This is a genomic window from Chitinophaga terrae (ex Kim and Jung 2007), assembly GCF_900107795.1.
Lineage (GTDB): Bacteria > Bacteroidota > Bacteroidia > Chitinophagales > Chitinophagaceae > Chitinophaga > Chitinophaga terrae.
Map to the genome: position 1 here is coordinate 112,457 of NZ_FNRL01000002.1, position 20,831 is coordinate 133,287.

15 protein-coding genes are annotated in these 20,831 nt (G+C 45.8%); 12 read left to right on the forward strand and 3 right to left on the reverse strand.

Annotated elements, in window-relative coordinates:
- The first annotated feature begins 25 nt into the window (after positions 1-25).
- The 3 genes from BLV62_RS02540 (at position 26) to BLV62_RS02550 (ending at position 4,057) form a co-directional block, all read left to right on the forward strand.
- Entirely contained in the window at positions 26-1,696 is a 1,671-nt protein-coding gene (locus BLV62_RS02540; RefSeq protein ID WP_089758392.1) for a S41 family peptidase, read from the forward strand.
- A 166-nt stretch (positions 1,697-1,862) separates the two neighbouring features.
- On the forward strand, positions 1,863-3,257 hold the full coding sequence (locus BLV62_RS02545) for a Gfo/Idh/MocA family protein (RefSeq protein WP_089758394.1): 1,395 nt from the start codon (positions 1,863-1,865) through the stop codon (positions 3,255-3,257).
- Positions 3,258-3,271: 14 nt separating this feature from the next.
- Complete coding sequence (locus BLV62_RS02550; RefSeq protein ID WP_089758396.1) at positions 3,272-4,057, forward strand: 3-keto-disaccharide hydrolase; 786 nt, start codon at positions 3,272-3,274, stop codon at positions 4,055-4,057.
- A 194-nt stretch (positions 4,058-4,251) separates the two neighbouring features.
- On the opposite strand, the gene BLV62_RS02555 is transcribed toward BLV62_RS02550, so the two are convergent.
- A complete protein-coding gene (locus tag BLV62_RS02555) occupies positions 4,252-4,857 on the reverse strand; it encodes a superoxide dismutase (RefSeq protein ID WP_089758399.1) in 606 nt (201 codons plus the stop codon).
- 245 nt (positions 4,858-5,102) lie between these two features.
- Here BLV62_RS02555 and BLV62_RS02560 point away from each other — a divergent pair, with 245 nt between their 5' ends.
- The 3 genes from BLV62_RS02560 to BLV62_RS02570 all read left to right on the forward strand — a co-directional run bounded on the left by BLV62_RS02560 (position 5,103) and on the right by BLV62_RS02570 (position 7,319).
- On the forward strand, positions 5,103-5,804 hold the full coding sequence (locus tag BLV62_RS02560) for a LuxR C-terminal-related transcriptional regulator (RefSeq protein WP_089758401.1): 702 nt from the start codon (positions 5,103-5,105) through the stop codon (positions 5,802-5,804).
- Between the two features lie 255 nt (positions 5,805-6,059).
- Positions 6,060-6,269, forward strand: coding sequence for a hypothetical protein (locus tag BLV62_RS02565; protein ID WP_089758403.1), 210 nt, complete (start codon positions 6,060-6,062; stop codon positions 6,267-6,269).
- 114 nt (positions 6,270-6,383) lie between these two features.
- Positions 6,384-7,319, forward strand: coding sequence for an SPFH domain-containing protein (locus BLV62_RS02570; protein ID WP_089758405.1), 936 nt, complete (start codon positions 6,384-6,386; stop codon positions 7,317-7,319).
- A gap of 6 nt (positions 7,320-7,325) precedes the next feature.
- Here the strand turns inward: BLV62_RS02570 and BLV62_RS02575 are convergent, their stop codons facing one another.
- Together BLV62_RS02575 and ligA are read right to left on the reverse strand one after the other, a co-directional pair.
- Entirely contained in the window at positions 7,326-7,763 is a 438-nt protein-coding gene (locus BLV62_RS02575) for a nucleoside deaminase (RefSeq protein WP_089758407.1), read from the reverse strand.
- Positions 7,764-7,814: 51 nt separating this feature from the next.
- Entirely contained in the window at positions 7,815-9,923 is a 2,109-nt protein-coding gene (ligA, locus tag BLV62_RS02580) for an NAD-dependent DNA ligase LigA (protein WP_089758409.1), read from the reverse strand.
- Positions 9,924-10,056: 133 nt separating this feature from the next.
- Here ligA and BLV62_RS02585 point away from each other — a divergent pair, with 133 nt between their 5' ends.
- The 6 genes from BLV62_RS02585 (at position 10,057) to BLV62_RS02610 (ending at position 20,699) form a co-directional block, all read left to right on the forward strand.
- Positions 10,057-10,776, forward strand: a complete 720-nt coding sequence (locus BLV62_RS02585) for an NUDIX hydrolase (protein WP_089758411.1) — start codon at positions 10,057-10,059, stop codon at positions 10,774-10,776.
- 626 nt (positions 10,777-11,402) lie between these two features.
- Positions 11,403-14,801: a methylmalonyl-CoA mutase family protein gene (locus tag BLV62_RS02590; RefSeq protein WP_089758413.1), complete on the forward strand. Its 3,399-nt coding sequence runs from the start codon at positions 11,403-11,405 to the stop codon at positions 14,799-14,801.
- A gap of 324 nt (positions 14,802-15,125) precedes the next feature.
- Positions 15,126-16,559 (forward strand): glycoside hydrolase family 125 protein, encoded by a 1,434-nt coding sequence (locus BLV62_RS02595; protein ID WP_089758416.1) that lies wholly within the window; start codon positions 15,126-15,128, stop codon positions 16,557-16,559.
- Positions 16,560-16,646: 87 nt separating this feature from the next.
- Positions 16,647-18,428 carry a MutS-related protein gene (locus tag BLV62_RS02600; RefSeq protein WP_089758418.1) on the forward strand — a complete coding sequence of 594 codons (1,782 nt, stop codon included), beginning with the start codon at positions 16,647-16,649 and terminating at the stop codon, positions 18,426-18,428.
- Between the two features lie 43 nt (positions 18,429-18,471).
- Positions 18,472-19,554, forward strand: a complete 1,083-nt coding sequence (locus BLV62_RS02605) for a PA0069 family radical SAM protein (RefSeq protein WP_089758420.1) — start codon at positions 18,472-18,474, stop codon at positions 19,552-19,554.
- A gap of 578 nt (positions 19,555-20,132) precedes the next feature.
- Entirely contained in the window at positions 20,133-20,699 is a 567-nt protein-coding gene (locus BLV62_RS02610; RefSeq protein ID WP_089758422.1) for a DinB family protein, read from the forward strand.
- The last annotated feature ends 132 nt before the right edge of the window (positions 20,700-20,831 follow it).

The window sequence follows — 20,831 nt, forward strand, 5'->3', positions numbered from 1 at the left end:
CGTTCATTTTTACATTCATTTTTGCATGCGTGTGGTCTTCAACAGAAAAAAGAAACTCATTGCTACCTTGTTGCTACTCCTGACGTTAGGAGGTATCTATGCGTTCAATGAGAACGACAAGTACTTCCAGATCGCCAAGAACCTGGATATATTTGCTTCCTTTTACAAAGAACTCAATACTTATTACGTAGACGATCTTCCACCCGAAAAGCTCATGCGCAAAGGCATCGACGCTATGCTGGAAGAAACCGACCCATTCACCGATTTCGTAGCCGAAGAAAACCTGGACGACCTGAAATTCATGGCCACCGGCAAATACGGCGGCGTAGGCGCCTCTATCTATACCAACGGCGAATGGACATCCATCACCGATGTATATGAAGGTAGTCCTATGGACAGGGCAGGGGTAAAACCAGGAGATATTATTGTAAGCATGGACGGCAAATCCTGTAAGAACGTTGCCCAGGAAGACATCAGCCGCCAGCTGAAAGGCGCCGCCGGAACCCCGCTTGACATGGTATTACGCAACCCTGTTACCGGCCAGGAAACCAATAAAAAGATCATCAGGGAAGAGATCAACGTGAAAGCAGTCAGCTACTCCGGCATTGTAAAAGAAGATATCGGCTACATTAAAATGACCCAGTTCACTGAAAACAGCGGCATAATGGTAAGGGAAGCCGTAGCAAAGCTGAAACAGGCCAACCCTAACCTGAAAGGAATGATCCTCGATCTGCGGGGCAACCCCGGCGGCCTGCTCGACGAAGCCGTGGTAGTAGCCAATGTATTTATAGATAAAAATAAACTCATCGTCAGCACAAAAGGTAAAGTGAAGAACTGGGACCGGGGCTATGAAACAACAGAGCAGCCGGTAGATACAAAAATACCGTTGGCAGTACTGACCAACCATTCCTCCGCCTCTGCCTCCGAAATCGTTGCCGGCAGCGTGCAGGATCTCGACAGGGGCGTGATCATCGGTCAACGTTCCTATGGCAAAGGACTGGTACAAACTACCCGCCCGCTGCCTTACAATGCTAAGCTGAAAGTAACCACAGCGAAATACTACACGCCAAGCGGACGCTGTATCCAGGCTATCGATTATTCGCACCGCAGCGACGATGGCAGCGTGGAGTATGTTCCTGATTCCATGCGTAAATCTTTTACTACCCTGAATGGCAGACCGGTTAAAGATGGTGGTGGCATTGAACCCGATACCAAGGTAGAACCTACCTATATCAGCCAGGTAGCCCTGACATTATTAAGGAAACAGTTCATCTTCGATTGGGCTACCGAGTACTACTACAAACATCCGGGTATCGCTCCGGCAGCTAAGTTTGCGCTGACAGACAAAGATTTCGAGGATTTTGAAAAATACCTGGAGAATAAGGATTACAGCTATAAAACAAAAAGTGAAGAGGCGTTGGAGGCTTTCCGCAATACCGCGAAGAAAGAGAAATATTATGACGGTATCCAGAAAGAACTGGCGGAGCTGGAAGAAAAAATGAAGCACGATAAAAAACAGGACCTCGAGAAAAATAAAACAGAGATCAAACGCTTGCTGGAAGAGGAGATCGTGAATCGTTACTATTTGCAGAAAGGCCGTATCATCAAATCCCTGGATTGGGACAACGAAGTGATCATGGCAGCGAATACCCTGCATAATCCCGCGCTGTACAAGCAACTGCTGACAAAGAAGTAAATCATATCCTATCCAAAATAAACTGCCCGCCCGGACGATGATGTAAACAGGAAACGATTATTTTTGTTTACGTTGCCTCCGGGCGTCTTTGATTTCCCGTTAATTGTTACTATTTTGAAGTCTCAGTGAATAATAAAAAACATTTTTTCAACCTAAAAGGGTAATCATGCCAATCAACAATTCCAACGAAGATTCTCGCCGGAGTTTTATCAGCAAAATTGCCAAGGGAGTTGTAGGCGCTTCGTTAGTGCCCAGCATCCTGACAGCAGCTGATAGAAAAAGAAACATTCAATCTCTTTCCCGTCTGAAAGAAAAGTATAGTGCAAACGACCAGATCCAGATTGCCTTGATTGGCGCTGGCGGCATGGGAACAGCCGATGCCAATACAGCGATCACTGTTCCTGGTGTTAAGTTGATTGCGGCCTGCGACTTGTACGACGGGCGACTGGCCGACGCCAAAAAGAAATGGGGTAGCGATATTTTTACTACCCGCAGTTACCAGGAGATCCTGGAACGTAAAGACGTTGATGCGGTTATTATTGCAACGCCCGACTTCTGGCATAAGGACATTTCCGTAGCCGCTATGAACAAAGGCAAGTCGGTGTACTGCGAAAAACCAATGGTACACGACATCAGCGAAGCCCCTGCTGTAGTGGAAGCGCAGCAGCGGAACGGCAAAGTGGTATACCAGGTAGGTAGCCAGGGTATGAGCTCTTTAGGTAATGAAAAAGCAAGGCAATTGCTGAAAGACGGGGCAATCGGCAAATTGAACTATGCAGAAGGTTTCTGGGCGCGTATGTCGCCAACCGGCGCATGGCAATACCCGATTCCGGCAGATGCTTCCCTGAAAACAGTGGATTGGGATGCTTATTTAAGGAACGCGCCAAAAAGAGAGTGGGACCCGTTACGCTTCTTCCGCTGGAGGAACTACAGGGACTACGGTACCGGCGTATCAGGCGACCTGTTCGTACACTTATTCTCCAGTCTTCACCTGGTAACAGGTTCTATAGGGCCTAACAAAATCATGGCTACCGGTGGTTTACGTTACTGGAAAGACGGAAGGGAAGTGCCGGACATCATGCTTGGCATGTTCGACTATCCTGAAACTGCACAGCATCCTGCATTCAACTTATCATTGCGTGTGAACTTTGTTGATGGTACAGGCGGAACCAACTACCTGCGTATGGTGGGTAGCGAAGGTTCTATGACAGTAGAATGGGATAAAGTTACCTTGTACCGCAACCGCAATGTAGTGGATGAAAACGATCCGCTGGCTGCAGCCAATGCCGCTGCCTCCAACAACGGCAAGCAATATGCATATCACCGTGCAGAAATGCTCCCTCCTGACACTGTTGTTTATGAAGCAGAGAAAGGCTACAAAGGCGCGCATTTCGATCACTTCTATAACCTGTTCAACGCGATGCGTACAGGCGGTAAAGTAGCGGAAGATCCGTTATTCGGTTTCCGTGCAGCCGCTCCTGCATTACTTTGCAACCAAAGCTATTTCGATAACAAGATCGTGCATTGGGACCCGCAATCCTTAAAACTCGTTAACAAGTAAAAACACGTGAACATATGAAAAAACTACTCGTTCCCGCCCTGTCGGTGCTGACGATCACTGTGGCATCCTGTGGTAATGGTGGAAAACAAGACAGTAAAGATTCTACCGCTGTTGTGGATAGCACTGTCCATTCACAACCCGCAGATTCCAGTAACGGCACAACAGCATTGACAGATGCAGAAAAAGCTGAAGGCTGGCAATTACTTTTCAATGGCAAAGACCTCACCGGCTGGCGTATCTACAAGAACAAGCCTGCTGATACCTGGGTGCCCGAAAACGGTATCCTGCATTGTTTAGGAAGCAAAACCGATAAATCAGATAAAAGAGGTGACCTGATCACCGATAAGGAATTTGAGAACTTCGAATTGCAGGCCGACTGGAAACTTGCTCCGCAAGGAAACAGTGGTATCCTTTATATGGTAACTGAAGAATATGATGCACCGTATTTAAGCGGTCCGGAATACCAGATCATCGACGATAACAACTTCCCTGAAAAGCTGGAAGACTGGCAAAAGACCGGCGCCAACTACGCAATGAACCCGCCTTTGGTAGCTGCGGCTAAACCGATCGGGGAGTGGAACACTACTAAGATCATCGTTAACAAAGGCCATGTAGAACATTGGCTGAATGGCCAGAAAACGGCCGAATATGATCTGTGGTCGCCCGATTGGAAGAAACGTAAAGCCGAAGGTAAATGGAAGGATGCAAAAGGCTACGGCATGTCAAAGAAAGGACATATCGCCTTCCAGGATCACGGCAGCGAGATCTGGTTTAAGAACGTGAAGATCCGCGAGCTATAGCACGCAAAGGCGCAAAGTTTGCAAAGAGGCGTAAGTTTTTTTAAGAAAAATAAGAAAGCAAAGGAGCGAAGACTATTTTTTGTTGTATTATATAACACACATAATATAACACAATATAGTCTTCGCTCCTTTGCTTTCTTATTTTTCTTAAAAAAACTTACGCCTCTTTGCAAACTTTGCCACTTTGCGTGAAACTATAACGCAGACTCGTAGCGTTTGCCTACTTCGTCCCAGTTTACTACGTTCCAGAATGCTTTCAGGTATTCAGGACGACGGTTTTGATATTTCAGGTAGTATGCGTGTTCCCATACATCGATGCCCAGTACAGGAGTGCCTTTTACTTCAGCAACATCCATCAGCGGGTTGTCCTGGTTCGGAGTAGAAGTGATTTCCAGTTTGCCGTCTTTAACGATCAGCCATGCCCAACCTGAACCAAAGCGGGTTGCGCCGGCATTGTTGAATTTTTCCTGGAAAGCCTCAAAAGAGCCGAACGTAGCGTTGATCGCATCAGCTAATTTTCCTTTTGGAGCACCGCCGGCATTAGGGCCAAGAATAGTCCAGAAAAAGCTGTGATTCCAGTGCCCACCACCGTTGTTTCTTACAGCAGGGCTGATCTTGCCTGCATTAGCTACCAGCTCTTCCAGCGATTTGTTCTCGTTTTCAGTGCCGGCAATTGCTTTGTTCAGATTGTCTACATATGCTTGGTGGTGCTTACCATGGTGAATTTCCATCGTTTGTTTATCGATATGCGGTTCTAATGCATCAGATGCATACGGTAAGCTTGGAAGTGTAAATGCCATAACTCAGTTTTTTATGGGTTTTAAAAAAAGATTTCTAGATAGTCGCCAAATTTACTGCCAATCCGTTAAAAAGTAGTCATTAAATTATTCTGTTCTTTTGATCCGGCCGGCGATGGCGGAAAATATTACACCTTGGTCATATAAAAAATTCTTTTAAATTTACATACACATGGGTTTGACAGGACGTAACATCAGTGGTGTATGTGGTACACTGACGTGCAAATTGTTTGTTTAAAACTAAAAGTATGACAACAGGCTCGGATGCAGGGCAGGTTTCCCTCGATGCATTACAGAAAGAAAATGAACAACTCCAGGAACGTGTAAGACGGTTGGAAAATATACTTCACCAGGTACCGGCTATGCTATATTCTTATAACAATAATAATAAGGCTGTAACATGGTGTAATGAGCGCTTGTCCAGCACTTTAGGCTATTCGTCTGTAGAAATGCAAGGTAGGGGAATAGATTTTTTCAAGGATATCATGCACCCCGAAGACTTCAAACTGGCCTCTGTAGCGCAGCAATCGTTCCGCGACAAGAAAGAACAGTTCGGAGGCCTGGCCAGGGTCCGGAAGAAAGGTGAAGCCAACTACCGCTGGTTGCTTGGACTGGAAGTGCCCTTTACTTATAATGATGAAAATGAAGTGGAAGAGATACTATGCGCATTCCTGGACCTTACCAATGCAATGGATACCGACATACAGCTGTCTGAAGCGCTGAATGCGATCCTGCGCCGGCAACATGAAAATCTCTTTAACAAACTGACATCCCGTGAAAGAGATATCCTTGGCCTTGCCGCCAAAGGCATGAATAACAAGGAAATTGCTTCTTCGTTGAATCTTAGCCGTTATACTGTTGAAACGCACAGGAAAAATATACGACTGAAATTAAAAGTCAGGAATACATCTGAATTGGTGGCGATTGCACGCAAGATAGGAATAGGATAATAATGAGAATGATGTATTGTTTTTGAAAAGATAATTGTTTGTTATCCGTATCCTTTCTGCATTTCAGACGATAGAGCAAATCGATGGTCATTAATCTCACTGCAAAATTTTAATGTCTTTTTAAGATCAGAATGGAAAAATACCCAAGATTGGGTATTGGCTCGTTTTTTAAACTCAACTAATTTAGTGAAATATTTTTCACGAGTGTTTTTAGAACAAAAAGTAGAATTATTAGCTGAAACACCCCTATTGACTATGATAACCGAGGAAAGAGCATTTCATATACTACAACTGGATGAAACGGCAACAGCAGAAGAGATCGTGGCCCGTTATGAAGTATTGAAAGATGAATACAGAAGGATAAAGGATGAAACAGAAGATCTCCGGACCAGGCTTGCCTACCAGCTTAAACAAATTGAACTGGATGATGTGTTCATCTATTTCAGGCGTAAGCAAATAATATAAGTCATCCTGTTAACTTGTCTATTCAATAATATTTGAATCAACTTCCCCTGCACTCCATTGTTTGCTGTAAAATTTGTTAACTTTAGGCATATAACCCTACCTAAACGAATCATTATGAGTTTTTTCTTGATTTTTCTGGCAGTCCTGGTTGTACTGTTGATCTTATCATCTTTTATCACAGTGCAGCAGGGAACATTAGCTGTAACCACTATTTTCGGGAAGTATAACCGGATATTCCATCCCGGGCTTAATTTTAAGATCCCCATCATTGAAAGGGTTTATAAACGTATTTCTATCCAGAACCGCTCTGTGGAGCTGGAATTCCAGGCGATCACGATAGACCAGGCCAATGTTTATTTCAAGGCCATGCTGTTGTATGCCGTATGGAACCAGGAAGAAGAAACGATCAAGAACGTGGCATTTAAGTTCATGGATGAAAGAAGTTTCATGCAGGCGCTTGTTCGTACCATCGAAGGTTCTATCAGGGGATTTGTGGCCACCAAACGCCAGGCAGAAGTGCTGGGCCTGAGAAGGGACATTACTGAACACGTAAAAGAGCAGATCGATAAAACCCTGGAAGAATGGGGTTTTCATCTCTTAGATCTGCAAATGAACGATATCACTTTTGATGAAGTGATCATGAAATCCATGGCGCAGGTAGTAGCGTCCAATAACCTGAAAGCCGCTGCTGAAAACGAAGGCCAGGCTTTATTGATCACTAAGACCAAAGCTGCTGAAGCAGATGGTAATGCCATCAAGATCGCTGCGGAAGCCGAACGCCAGGCCGCCCAGCTTCGTGGTATGGGTGTGGCCCTCTTCAGGGAAGAAGTAGCAAAAGGTATGACCATGGCTGCAAAAGAAATGCAGCAGGCCAATCTGGATACATCTGTGATCCTGTTCTCTATGTGGACAGAAGCCATTAAACACTTCTCCGAAAACTCCAAGGGCAACGTATTGTTCCTGGATGGCTCTGCGGAAGGAATGGAGCATACCATGAAACAAATGATGGGCATGAATAAACTCATGGACCCCAACAATAATAAGAAATAAGGAATTTTATCTTCTCTGTTCAAAGAAAGCCTTCATCAACTGGAGGCTTTCTTCTTTATAGGGCCCCTGTATAAGCTGGGTTTTAGGGTGAAAAGGAGAACGTTCGCCGGTAGCCCTCCGGTAGCTGTTCTTTTCATCCGGCGCCGCATATACGATCTTTCCTATCTTGCTCCAATACAAAGCCCCTGCGCACATCAGGCAAGGTTCTACCGTTACGTATAATGTTGCATCCATCAGGTATTTGCTGCCCAATGTATTAAAAGCCGAAGTTAATGCGATCATCTCTGCATGTGCGGTACAATCGTTCAGGCGTTCTACGTTATTATGTCCCCGTCCGATGATCCTGTTTTGCTGTACGACTACTGCGCCAATCGGCACTTCCCCGTCTTCAAAGGCTTTGCGGGCCTCTTCCAGGGCCTGTTTCATAAAATGCTCGTCGTTCATATAGCTGTTCTTGAAGCAGCGCTGACCAATGCCGGCCAGCGCTGCAATAAATTATACCTGTATCATTGCCAGGAATTCATCTTCCGACAATATCTTGATTGTATTGATCTTTTTAGCTTTCTCCAGTTTGCTGCCGGCATCGTCGCCCACTACAAGGTAATTGAGCTTGCTGCTTACGCCGCTCATGATCTTGCCCCCTTCTTTCTCTACCATTTCTTCTGCCTCGCTGCGTTTCAGCTTATGCAGGGTACCGGTGAAGAGGAATGTCTGACCGCTTAAATTACCGGTTTCATTACCCGATTTTTTTGTGTTCGTCATGTTGATGCCCAGCGCCGCCAGTTTCTGCAGCATGGCTATGTTGTCGTCGTTCTCGAAGAACAAACGGATAGATCCTGCTACCTTAGGCCCTATGTCTTCCAGCGCCAGTATCTGTTCTTCTGTCCAATGCTGGAGGTCCATGATATTGGTAACTGCATTGGCCAGGGTTTTGGCAGTCGTTTCGCCTACATAACGGATACCGAGGCCAAAGATCAGGCGGTGCAGGGGCTGCGATTTGGATTGCTCTATAGCTGTTTGCAGGTTGGTAAGCGATTTCTTGCCAAAACCTTCCAGTGTTCCTATCTTCTCAAAATCCAGTTCATAAATGCCGGGTATATCTTTCAGCAAGCCTAACGAGTAAAATTTGCGGACATTGCTTTCCCCGAAACTCCGGATGTCCATTGCATCTTTACTTACAAAATGGATCATCCTTTCCACAACCTGCGCCTCACAATTGATATTGGTGCAGCGCCATACGCTTTCCCCTTCCGGCTTTACAAGAACGTCATTACATACAGGGCAGTTGGCAGGGAAGACGATATCTTTCTCTTCGCCGGTTCTTACATCTGCTATTGATTTCACGATATATGGGATCACATCGCCGGCTCTTTCAACTAATACCATATCTCCCAGTTTCAGGTCTTTCTCCCTGATCACATCTTCATTAAAAAGGGAGATAGAAGAAACGGTAACGCCGCCGATATGTACCGGGTCAATTTTGGCAACAGGTGTGATGGAGCCTGTACGGCCTACCTGGAACTCTACTGCGCGCAATTTGCTGGTGGCCTGTCTTGCCTTGAATTTATAGGCGATGGCCCAGCGCGGATGGTGAGTGGTCATCCCCAGCTTGTCCTGCAGGTCGTAATCGTTTACCTTGATCACCATTCCATCGATCTCATACGGCAGGTTATCTCTTTCCTGTTCAAATTCCAGGCAGTAATCGATCACTGCCTGTATGCCTTTCACTACTTTCTTTTCTTTGGACGGACTTCTGAAACCCAGGGATGAAAAGAGATCCAGCGTTCCGCTGTGCGTTCTCAGTTCTTTAGGTTCTTCGGCGCCCGGGCTCATATTATGAAAGCTCATATGGTAGAGGAACGCTTCCAGCCCGCGTTTGCCTACTTCTGAAGGGTCAACCATGCGCAGGGAACCTGAAGCCGCATTACGAGGATTGGCCAGCGGCGGCAGGTTTTCAGCGATCCTTTTATCGTTGAAAGCTTTAAAGGTGTTTTTGTTGATGAGTACTTCGCCACGGATCTCGATCTGGTGGATACCGTACTTGGAGAAGTTGGCGGATAAAGGAATAGAACGGATTTGCCTGATGTTGGTAGTAATGTCTTCTCCTGAAACGCCATCACCCCTGGTGGCGCCCCTTACCAGCCTGTCGTCTTCATAGATCAGTGAAATACTGGCGCCATCGAACTTGGGTTCTATGCAATATTCGATCTCCGGCAGGCCGGCGCTTTCTCTTGCCTTGCGGTCCCAGTCGAGCAGGTCGTCCGCATTGTAAGAGTTCTCGAGGCTCAGCATGGGAACAAGGTGTTGTACTGTTACAAACTCGTTCTTAATCCCTTTGGCTACACGTTGGGTTGGAGAGTCGGGGCTGATAAGGTGCGGGTTTTCCTGTTCCAGTTTCTTTAACCAGGCAAACAATTGATCATATTCAAAGTCGCTGATCACCGGGTCGCTTTCTACGTAATATCGCCAGTCGTTATAGGAGATTACGCGGCGCAGCGATTCCAGCGTTTCATCAACATTATTGAGAAGTTGTTGTTTTTGCTGCAGGCTAAGTAATTCTTTGGCTGTTTGGGCCAGTGAGATTTCTATTTCCTTTGTGTACATATCGGGTTCGAACTTGGGCGTAAATTTAAAAAATTGGCCCTATTTGTTCGTTTTATGCCGATTTTTTCTTTCATTTGATTATAGTTCCACGCTGTAGTTATTTCTGTTCTTTTTACTGTAATTCCACGTCTGTATGATGTCGATGTACACCAAAAACATCAATACCCACCTTATTGAGATCAAAGATTATTTCAAGGTGGCAATATCGGTCGATTGCGTTATTTTCGGATTTGCAGAGGATAAGTTAAAAGTGCTGTTGATCAAGTCGGACCTCAACGAGTACAAAGGTAAATGGTCTTTACTGGGCGATATTGTGCGCCCCGACGAAGAGTTGGAGAAGGCTGCGTACAGGATACTGAGCGATCGTACCGGCCTTGAAAATGTGTACCTGGAGCAGGTACAAACCTTTGGGGCGGTAGACCGGCACCCGGCGGGCAGGGTGATCACAGTAGCTTACTATTCTGTTGTCAACCTCGCCGGCATCTGCCTGCAGGCGGCCAACCCTGAACTTCACTGGGTGCCTGTTGAAACAATAAGAGACATGGCCTTCGACCACCGGCAGATCCTGGAGGTTTGCCTCGATCGTTTGCAGCAGCAAATGATGGTGCAGCCGGTAGGTTTTAACCTGTTGCCGGAGAAATTCAGTTTAAGGGCTTTACAGGTGTTGTATGAAGCGGTGTTAAGAAGGGAATTGGACAGAAGGAATTTCAGGAAGAAGTTTTTGTCGATGGATCTGCTGGATGATCTGCAGGAAGAAGAATCAGATGTGCCGCACCGGCCGGCCAAGCTCTATAAATTCAACTTTAATAAATATGAGCAACACAGGAAGCGCTATCTCGCTATTGCTTTCTAGTTAACCTGTCAGTAATATTTTTTTCACACAAGTCAGCCTTTCAGGAACATACTGCGTTAATATCCGAACGGTGAAAAAGCCTGATCCATAAGGATTTGAGCGGCATGCTTATGTCTTGGAATTGTAAACATTAAATTTTTCCAGAAAAACAAAAAAAAGTTTGTATTTAACAAAAATTTAAGTAAGATTGTGTAAGATATACACATCCTAGAGCAACTTTATTTATCAGTTATAAACCAAAATTTAAAGACGTTTCGCAGCTAAGACTATTGCTTTGTTTTATTAGAAGTATGTAGAAAATTCCATTTAAAAAATTTGAAGACTACAAAATCATTTATACTAATGTGATTTTATAGTTCCACGTTATGAAATATAAGACTGCTAAGCATTATTGCCTTGTGTCTTACTTTACGCTTTCCCTTGTACAAGTTGTACAGGGGAAAGTTGTTTTTAGGGAAATACTAACCGTATTTACGATCAGTTAAAAATTTTGCAACACTTTCCGAACTCCGTTCAAACAATTCTAATTATCCGGAATCCCGCTGCCGGCCGGTATTTCCGGGCCTTTTTATGTAAATTGCAAGTTAGGTTAGGGTAAATGCCCTGCCCGGAAAACTATTTTTGATATGGCTTATACACCACAACATAAGGTTCGCATTGTAACAGCAGCAGCGCTGTTCGACGGGCATGATGCCGCAATCAATATCATGCGTCGCATTATGCAGGCAAAAGGAGCAGAAGTAATTCATCTCGGGCATAACCGTTCAGCCGCCGAAATAGTAGACTGTGCCATTGAAGAGGATGCACAGGGTATTGCAGTAACTTCTTACCAGGGCGGGCACGTAGAGTTCTTTAAGTATATGTACGACCTGCTGCAGGAAAAAGGATGCGGCCATATAAAGATCTTCGGCGGCGGTGGGGGAACCATACTGCCATCTGAAATTGAAGAACTGCATGCCTATGGCATCGCCAGGTTGTATTCGCCCGACGATGGCCGGCAAATGGGATTGGAAGGGATGATAGAAGACCTGATCAGGAAATGCGATGTAGCAGTTCAGCCTATTCCTGAAATGTCGCCGTCTGTGATCCCCGAACTCCAGGCTCATAAAAACCCGAAGATCATTGCCCGAGCTATCAGCCTGGCCGAAAGCGACCTACCGGTGGCCCTGTTAAGCCAGCAGAAGTCCGCTACTACCGTAACAGTAGGAGGCAGTGATGTAGTACACCTGTCGACCAATGAAACAGCCGATAAAAAACACCCCGTGCTGGGTATCACAGGTACAGGAGGCGCTGGTAAAAGCAGCGTCACAGACGAACTGGTAAGACGGTACCTGAACCAGTTCACGGATAAAACCATTGCAGTGATCTCTGTTGACCCGTCTAAAAAGAAAACGGGCGGGGCATTGCTGGGCGACAGGATCCGTATGAACTCCATTCATCACCCCCGCGCCTATATGCGTTCGCTGGCTACCCGCGAAAGCGATAAAGCGATCAGCGAACATATCCAGGAAGCGATTGACATCTGCAAACTGGCATCCTTCGATTTCATCATACTTGAAACTTCAGGTATCGGTCAAAGCGATACCGCGATCACCGACTACTGCGACGTTTCTTTATATGTTATGACACCTGAATATGGCGCCGCCTCACAGCTGGAAAAGATCAACATGCTGGATTACGCCGATGTGATAGCCATCAACAAATTTGATAAGGCAGGCGCACTCGACGCCCTGCACGATGTACGCAAGCAATACAAGCGCAATCACAACCTCTGGGACGCTAAAGAAGATTCGCTTCCTGTGGTAGGCTCCATCGCTTCCCAGTTTAATGATGCAGGTATCAACCAGTTATTCGAACAGGTGATCAATAAAGTGAAAGAGAAAACCGGCGTGAGCTTTGGCCCGCTGGCTCATGAAACAGTAAAGGCAACTTCCACCAAATCACAGATCATTCCTCCTGCCCGTGTAAGATACCTGGCAGAGATCACGGAAACCATAGCGGAATATGGGAAATGGGTAGATGAACAATGCAAACTGGCTACACAATTATACCAGGTAGAAGGAGTGATAGCCATGGCGCCAGAACAGGCTTCCGCATTGGCCGATATCAAAGCTCATCTCGAAAAGGCCATACACCCGGAGTGCATGAAGCTGATCAAAGACTGGCCTGCCCTCGTAGCGAAATATAAATCCGAATTTTACGAGTTTAAAGTAAGAGATAAAGTAATTAAACTTCCTCTTTATACAGAGAGTTTAAGTCATACCAACATACCAAAGGTTAGCCTTCCTGCCTATACAGGATGGGGCGACATACTCCGCTGGCAGTTGACAGAAAACCTGCCGGGAGAATTTCCTTACGCAGCAGGCGTGTTCCCGCTGAAAAGGGAAGGAGAAGATCCCACCCGGATGTTTGCCGGCGAAGGCGGCCCCGAAAGAACGAATAAACGCTTCCACTATGTATCGCTGGAGCAGCCTGCAAAACGGCTCTCTACCGCTTTCGACAGCGTTACGCTGTACGGCGAAGATCCGGCCATCCGGCCAGATATCTATGGAAAGATCGGCAACTCCGGCGTGAGTATAGCCACGGTCGACGATGCAAAGAAGCTCTACAGCGGGTTCGATCTATGCGATCCCAAAACCTCCGTGTCTATGACCATCAACGGTCCGGCGCCTATCCTGCTGGCTTTCTTCATGAATGCAGCTATAGATCAGCAATGTGAAAAGTACATCGCAGAAAACGGGTTAACAGAAGTAGTACAGGAACGGATAAGGGATAAGTTCAAAGATTTCCCTTTACCAATTTATAACGGCGCCTTACCTGCCGGTAACGACGGGTTGGGGCTTAAGCTGTTAGGCGTATCGGGAGAAGATGTATTGGATAAAGAAGTATACGATAAGATCCGCGCCCATGCTTTGAGCACTGTGCGGGGCACTGTGCAGGCAGATATCCTGAAAGAAGACCAGGCGCAGAATACCTGTATTTTCTCTACAGAATTCGCCCTGAAACTGATGGGAGATGTGCAGGAGTATTTCATCAACCAGAAGGTCAGGAACTTCTATTCAGTAAGTATTTCGGGTTATCATATTGCAGAAGCGGGAGCTAATCCCATTACCCAGTTGGCATTCACACTGGCTAACGGCTTCACGTATGTGGAATATTACCTGAGCCGGGGGATGCATATCGACGATTTTGCACCTAACCTCTCTTTCTTCTTCAGCAATGGCATGGACCCCGAGTATGCCGTGATAGGCCGTGTGGCCCGCCGCATCTGGGCCAAGGCCATCAAATACAAGTATAAAGGGAACGACAGGTCACAGAAACTGAAATATCATATCCAGACATCAGGCCGCAGCCTGCATGCCCAGGAGATCGATTTCAACGATATCAGGACTACCCTCCAGGCCTTATATGCCATCTACGACAACTGCAATTCGCTCCACACCAACGCGTACGACGAGGCTATTACCACGCCAACGGAAGAAAGCGTGAGAAGAGCAATGGCCATACAGTTGATCATCAACCGGGAGTTGGGTACGGCGAAGAATGAAAACCCCATCCAGGGATCATTCTTTATTGAAGAACTGACCGACCTGGTAGAAGAGGCCGTACTGAGTGAATTCAACCGTATTACCGAGCGTGGAGGAGTATTGGGAGCTATGGAAAGGATGTACCAGCGTAATAAGATACAGGAGGAAAGCCTGTATTACGAGTCGCTGAAGCATACAGGCGAATACCCGATCATCGGGGTAAATACTTTCCTCAATAAAAACGGTTCTCCTACCATCATACCAGCGGAAGTGATCCGTTCCACCACCGGGGAAAAAGAATTCCAGATAGCCGCCCTGCAGGCCTTCCATGCGCGCCATGCGGCCCAAAGCGGCGCCGCGCTGAAAAAGCTTCAACAGGTAGCTATCAATAACGGCAACCTGTTCGCAGAACTGATGGAAACCGTACGATATTGTTCCCTTGGCCAGATCACGAACGCCCTCTACGAAGTGGGCGGCCAGTACCGGCGCAACATGTAGTCACGCAAAGGGGCTAAGAAGGCAAAAGAGGCAAAGGATTTTTTTAAGGAAATTAAGAAAGAAAAGAAAGAAGGAGAAGGAAAGCAAAGGAAGAATCGATTGTATTACTGCATTATATTATATAACACAACATAACATAATCTTCTCCATCATTCCTTCCCCGTCTTTCTCCTTCTTTCTCCTTCCTTCTCCTTCTTTCTTAATTTCCTTAAAAAAATCCTTTGCCTCTTTTGCCTTCTCAGCGCCTCTGCGTGAAATATGGTAAATCGATTCAGCAAATACAAATATCTTTTCTATTTTAGGGGATTAAATTCATAAAACGTTATGGTTGCAAGACGCGATTTTTTAAAGAACAGTGCCCTTGTAGCGGGAGCTGTAGGGCTTGGACTGCCTAAAACAGTATTTGGCTGGGCCGGATATACATCCCAACGCCCGCCACTGGCTAAACGCAAATTTACCAGCGAAGCCGTGGAAAAGACAATAGTGAAAGTTAAATCTCAAATCGCTGATACCAAGTTAGGTTGGCTGTTTGAAAACTGCTTCCCTAATACGCTGGATACCACTGTTAATTATAAAACAGTGAATGGTAAGCCAGATACGTTTGTGATCACCGGCGACATCAACGCCATGTGGCTGAGGGATTCTTCTGCACAGGTTTGGCCTTACCTGCCTTTGGTAAAGGAAGACGCTAAGCTGAAAGATATGGTTGTAGGTGTGATCAACCGCCAGACCAACTGCATCCTGATCGATCCGTATGCCAACGCGTTCAACGAAGGCCCTACCGGAAGCGAATGGGACAAAGACCTTACAGATATGAAACCGGAGCTGCATGAACGTAAATGGGAGATAGATTCGCTCTGCTATCCTGTTCGTTTAGCTTATAACTACTGGAAAATAAGCGGTGACACAACGCCGTTTGATGAGAAATACAAACGCGCCGCCCAACTGATCGTAAAAACATTCAAGGAACAGCAGCGTAAAGACGGTAAAGGACCTTATAAGTTCCAGCGCAATACGCCTATCCAGTCAGACACCGTTCCTAACGGCGGTTGGGGCGCTCCTATGCAGCCGGTTGGACTGATCGTTTCCATCTTCAGGCCATCGGACGACGCAACAGTATTTCCATTCCTCATTCCTTCCAACATGTTCGCGGTAGTATCTTTGCGCCAGTTGGCAGAGATCAGCGAAACGATCTATAAAGACGCGGCCTTTGCACATGAATGTACTTTACTGGCAGAAGAAGTTGACCGTGCTATTAAAGCGTATGCGATCGTAGAGCATCCGAAGCTGGGCATGATGTATGGTTTTGAAGTGGATGGATTTGGCAACCGCCTGTTCCTGGATGATACGAACGTTCCTAGTTTGCTTTCTATACCTTACCTGGGTTATACAGGAATAGACGATCCGCTTTACCAGGCTTCCCGTCATTTTGTATGGAGCAATTTCCAGCCATGGTTCTACAGGGGTAAATATGGCGATGGCGTGGGTAGTCCGCATACCGGCGATAACTACATCTGGCCTATGAGTATCATTATGCGGGCGCTGACCAGCCATGACAAAGAGGAGATAGCCACCTGCTTGAAAACTTTAAGGAACACAGATGGCAACACCGGTTTCATTCATGAATCTTACCATAAAGATGATCCAACAAAGTATACACGCCCTTGGTTTGCATGGGTTAATACGCTGTTTGGAGAGCTGATCCTGAAAGTAAGCCAGGAGCATCCTGATTTGCTGCAGCGCCAGTACGCGATGTAATCTTATATTATATAATTTGCAAAGGGATTTTGTGAGGTTGTTCACAAAATCCCTTTTATTTTGTAGCCAACTAAACGTTTAGCCTATATGAACACAGCCCGGATCTACCAGGAACGGATAGCGCATTTCAAAACAGTATTGACAGAAGAAAAGAAAAAGGCGGCCCTGCTTTCATGGGCAAGGCTTTTCTGTTTTTTAGTGATAGTGACGGGCGTGGTGATGTATTTCAGGAATGAAATGAATGCAGTTTACCTGCTGATAGCGGCGGCCGGTATCGTTAGTTTTCTTTATTTTTTATTGCGTCATCAGAAAGCCCAATCGGCCATCCAGCTTGCGGAAGCGCTGCAGCAGCTGAATGAAAAGGAGCTTCACCAGGCGCTGACCTGGGAATCGACCTTCGACGATGGCAAAGAGTTCATTGACGACAAACACGATTTCAGCAGCGACCTGGATGTTTTTGGCCCTTCTTCTCTTTTTCAGCATATCAACAGAACAGGCACTTATTCGGGCAGGCAAAAACTGGCTGAGTGTCTAAGGAACCCTATCCTGGAGGTTAATAAAATTAAGGCGGTGCAGGAAGCTTTGCAGGCTTTGGCGCCGGAACTGGATTTCAGGCAGGAATTTACCGCCCAGGCATCCCTGGCCAGAGAAGAAGCCAGCGATACCCGGCAGATCAAAGCCTGGCTGGAAATGCCGTTCAAGTTCCTGCAGAACAAGTTTGTTAAAGTGGTTATGTGGGCCTCGCCGGCCCTGGTGATCTTCACCTTCATCCTTTACCTGAGTTCAGGAATGGTATTTCCCTTTTTGGGGATGATAGCAATCAATGTGTTGATCTTAAGACAGTATTTTAAAGATGTGATGGAACAATATCTCCTGATCTCTCATAAAGAACGCATCATGGATAAGTTTTCCATCCTGCTGCGGCTGATCAGGCAGGGCAAATTTCATTCTTCCAAACTATTAACAGCCCAGCAACAACAAGCCGCGGAGGCAGATAAAGCGCTGCATAAACTTGCCCGTATCAGCAACGCTTTTGACCAGCGATTGAACCTGTTGGTAGGCGTTGTTCTTAATACTTGTTTCCTTTATGACCTGCATTGTATAATGCGCCTCGAAAAGTGGAAGGCTGAAAACAAAGACTATATCCTGAAATGGTTTGATGTCATATCACGAATAGAAGTTTGGAATAGCCTGGCCACTTACGCCTATAATCACAGCGACTATACTTACCCGGAGATCAGGGAAACGGGCAGGATATTGCAGGCCCGGGAGCTGGGGCATCCGCTGATCCCGGCCAGCCAGTGCGTGAAGAACGATGGGGGCGTTGGGCAGCAGGATAGCTTCCTGATCATTACCGGGTCCAATATGTCGGGGAAAAGCACTTTCCTCAGGAGCGTAGGCGCCAACCTGTTGATGGCGATGTGCGGCGCCCCCGTATGTGCGGCGCAATTTGTATGTACGCCAATGCAGATCATGACCTCTATGCGGATCAAGGATTCTATTGCCAGCCATACTTCTTACTTCCAGGCGGAGCTGCTGCGTTTGCAGCATATTATAAACAAGCTGAAAACAGGGGCTGAGGTTTTTATCCTGCTCGACGAGATATTGAAAGGAACAAATTCGGAAGATAAATTGTCGGGGTCCCGGCGCCTGATAGAGCATTTCCTGCAATATTCCTGTTTAGGGATGATCGCAACCCACGACCTGGAACTGGGGCACCTGGAAGAGGAATACCCCAACCAGATCCGTAACTATTGCTTCGAAAGTACGATCCAGGATAACAACCTGTTCTTTGATTACAGGATACGTAAAGGCGTGGCAACCAATAAGAACGCCACATTCCTGATGAAGCAGATGGGAATTATCTGAAAATTCTAAATATTTTAGTATTATTGCTAAAATATTTAGTTGTATGACTTTGCCTTTTGAAGAAAACCCGTCAGAACAACCTTATTATAAGGGGAGAGGAGCGCAGATCAACCCTAAGAACAAGTACCTGGCCAATGAATACGCACAGGAACATATTGAAGGGATCGATGAATGGTGGCAGTCGGATGTTCCCACCCAGTTTTTTGAAGAAAATGCGCGCAACCTGGTCAATAAAGTCGACAGTCCCGATGTGGGAATGTGGTACTCCATGAATCCCTACCAGGGCTGCGAACATGGCTGTATCTATTGCTATGCCAGGAATTCGCATCAATATTGGGGACTGAGCGCTGGACTGGATTTTGAAAGAAAGATCATAGTAAAACATAACGCGCCTGAGTTACTCAGGAAGTTCCTTAATAATAAGAACTGGGTTCCGAAACCTATCTCCTTGTCGGGAAATACCGACTGTTACCAGCCGGCAGAGCGCAAGATGTGGCTTACCCGGCAATTGCTGGAAGTGGCTATTGAATACAAACAGCCCGTTGGTATTATCACTAAAAATTCGCTGATCCTCCGAGACAGGTACCTGCTGCAGCAGTTAGCCCAGGAAAACCTCGTCAGCGTACACGTTTCCATTACTTCACTGCAGGAAGACCTGCGTTTGAAAATGGAGCCGCGAACCACTACTGCCGCCCAGCGGCTGAAAGTAGTAAAGGAATTAAGCAGCCTTGGCATCCCCGTTGGGGTAATGACAGCGCCCATTGTACCCGGACTGAATGACCATGAGATCCCTAAGTTACTGGAAGCTGCCGCTTCAAACGGGGCTAAGTTTGCCGGGTATACAGTTGTGCGTTTAAACGACGCCGTTAAAACCATCTTTCATGACTGGCTCTTTAAGAACTTCCCTGACAGGGCGGATAAGGTATGGCATCATATAGAAAGCATGCACGAAGGACATGTGAATGATAGTGAATTTGGAAGAAGGATGACAGGAGCAGGCAACATCGCTGAACTGATTCGTCAGCAGTTTAAACTGCATGTAAAAAAGAACGGGTTAAACCAGGAACGCTTCGAATATAATACCAGCGCATTTCGCAGGCCCAGTTCTCAACTGAGTCTTTTTTAGGAAGACTTATTAACATGCTTATTCACAATTTGAATTTATTGTTAAGTTGGAGAAAAAAGTAAGGTATTTTTTTGTGTAATAAAAAATAAAAAAATTACCTTTGCTTCAAGCAATAAAATTTAACTGTGCAACTTTTATCAACATATCAAATTTCAGCGGCGGCCTGTCTTAAACAACAGGTCAAGTGGGAATTGCGGGCATGTTGCACCGATTGTTAACAGACGATAGTTATCAAACGATATAAACAAAAGTCCCGCACTCGAAAGAAGTGTGGGACTTTTTGCTTTTGAAGCAGTACTGAGAAATGAAGACATTGAAAGAGATTCAAAAGATAACTGTAATATTTAAACCTTGTGCTCTTTCGCGCAAGCAACAGGCCTTTGCAATGCAGATGCCTAACGGACCTTGTATGCAGTAAAGTATTTTACAACGCATTATAACCCGGTCCGTCGTTACGGCCGGGTTTTTTTGTACAGTAAATCGGCATAATAATGGCAATCAATTTTTATTAATGAATTTATGCGCTAACCCATTGTATCTGCAATTTGTAAAGTGCATAATCCCAAAAAAGTAAGACGATGAGAAACGTTATCCAGGTAGTAAGAGAAGCTTTACTCACCAATTTCAGTGGGTTGGATCAATGGTTCGAAAAGGATCCAGGATTATTGGACTTTAAACCAGATACTGACCAATGGAGTATCAGGGAAATACTGGAACATATCACGATGACCAATTATTTCCTGTTACTGATCATCAATAAGGCGACCCGCAGGGCGCTCGACCGCAAACGCAACGGACATACGGTTATCGTACCAGGCGACTATCACGATAAATTCAACCAGATAGACGTTATCGGTAGCAAATCTTTTGGCTGGGTAAGACCTGAACACATGGAACCCACCGGCAGAAAAGATATGTCCGAGATCAAAGCGTTGCTGAAACAACAATACGCACAATGTATGTATAATCTGTCACTGCTTAAAAACGGAGAAGGAGTATTGGTGTTTACCAATATGTCTGTCAACCATTTGGGCAAGCTGGATATCTACCAATACATTTATTTCCTCACTAAACATATAGAACGGCATATCCGTCAGATGGAACGTGTGCAGACTGCATACGAAGAAAGTGCGGTAATGATATAATTTGTTAGGTCGACCTTCAAACCGTTCATTTTTGTTAATCCTTTTTTATTGGTTTATAAAAGGGCCGTCTCTACAGCGTAGAGACGGCTTTTTAGTTATAGTGGTATTATTTTTTATATATTTACTGAAACC

Bases quoted from the DNA above. Each gene is read 5' to 3' on its own strand.
- BLV62_RS02540 (WP_089758392.1), top strand. From the start codon at position 26: ATGCGTGTGGTCTTCAACAGAAAAAAGAAACTCATTGCTACCTTGTTG.
- BLV62_RS02545 (WP_089758394.1), top strand. From the start codon at position 1,863: ATGCCAATCAACAATTCCAACGAAGATTCTCGCCGGAGTTTTATCAGC.
- BLV62_RS02550 (WP_089758396.1), top strand. From the start codon at position 3,272: ATGAAAAAACTACTCGTTCCCGCCCTGTCGGTGCTGACGATCACTGTG.
- BLV62_RS02555 (WP_089758399.1), bottom strand. From the start codon at position 4,857: ATGGCATTTACACTTCCAAGCTTACCGTATGCATCTGATGCATTAGAA.
- BLV62_RS02560 (WP_089758401.1), top strand. From the start codon at position 5,103: ATGACAACAGGCTCGGATGCAGGGCAGGTTTCCCTCGATGCATTACAG.
- BLV62_RS02565 (WP_089758403.1), top strand. From the start codon at position 6,060: ATGATAACCGAGGAAAGAGCATTTCATATACTACAACTGGATGAAACG.
- BLV62_RS02570 (WP_089758405.1), top strand. From the start codon at position 6,384: ATGAGTTTTTTCTTGATTTTTCTGGCAGTCCTGGTTGTACTGTTGATC.
- BLV62_RS02575 (WP_089758407.1), bottom strand. From the start codon at position 7,763: ATGAACGACGAGCATTTTATGAAACAGGCCCTGGAAGAGGCCCGCAAA.
- ligA (WP_089758409.1), bottom strand. From the start codon at position 9,923: ATGTACACAAAGGAAATAGAAATCTCACTGGCCCAAACAGCCAAAGAA.
- BLV62_RS02585 (WP_089758411.1), top strand. From the start codon at position 10,057: ATGATGTCGATGTACACCAAAAACATCAATACCCACCTTATTGAGATC.
- BLV62_RS02590 (WP_089758413.1), top strand. From the start codon at position 11,403: ATGGCTTATACACCACAACATAAGGTTCGCATTGTAACAGCAGCAGCG.
- BLV62_RS02595 (WP_089758416.1), top strand. From the start codon at position 15,126: ATGGTTGCAAGACGCGATTTTTTAAAGAACAGTGCCCTTGTAGCGGGA.
- BLV62_RS02600 (WP_089758418.1), top strand. From the start codon at position 16,647: ATGAACACAGCCCGGATCTACCAGGAACGGATAGCGCATTTCAAAACA.
- BLV62_RS02605 (WP_089758420.1), top strand. From the start codon at position 18,472: ATGACTTTGCCTTTTGAAGAAAACCCGTCAGAACAACCTTATTATAAG.
- BLV62_RS02610 (WP_089758422.1), top strand. From the start codon at position 20,133: ATGAGAAACGTTATCCAGGTAGTAAGAGAAGCTTTACTCACCAATTTC.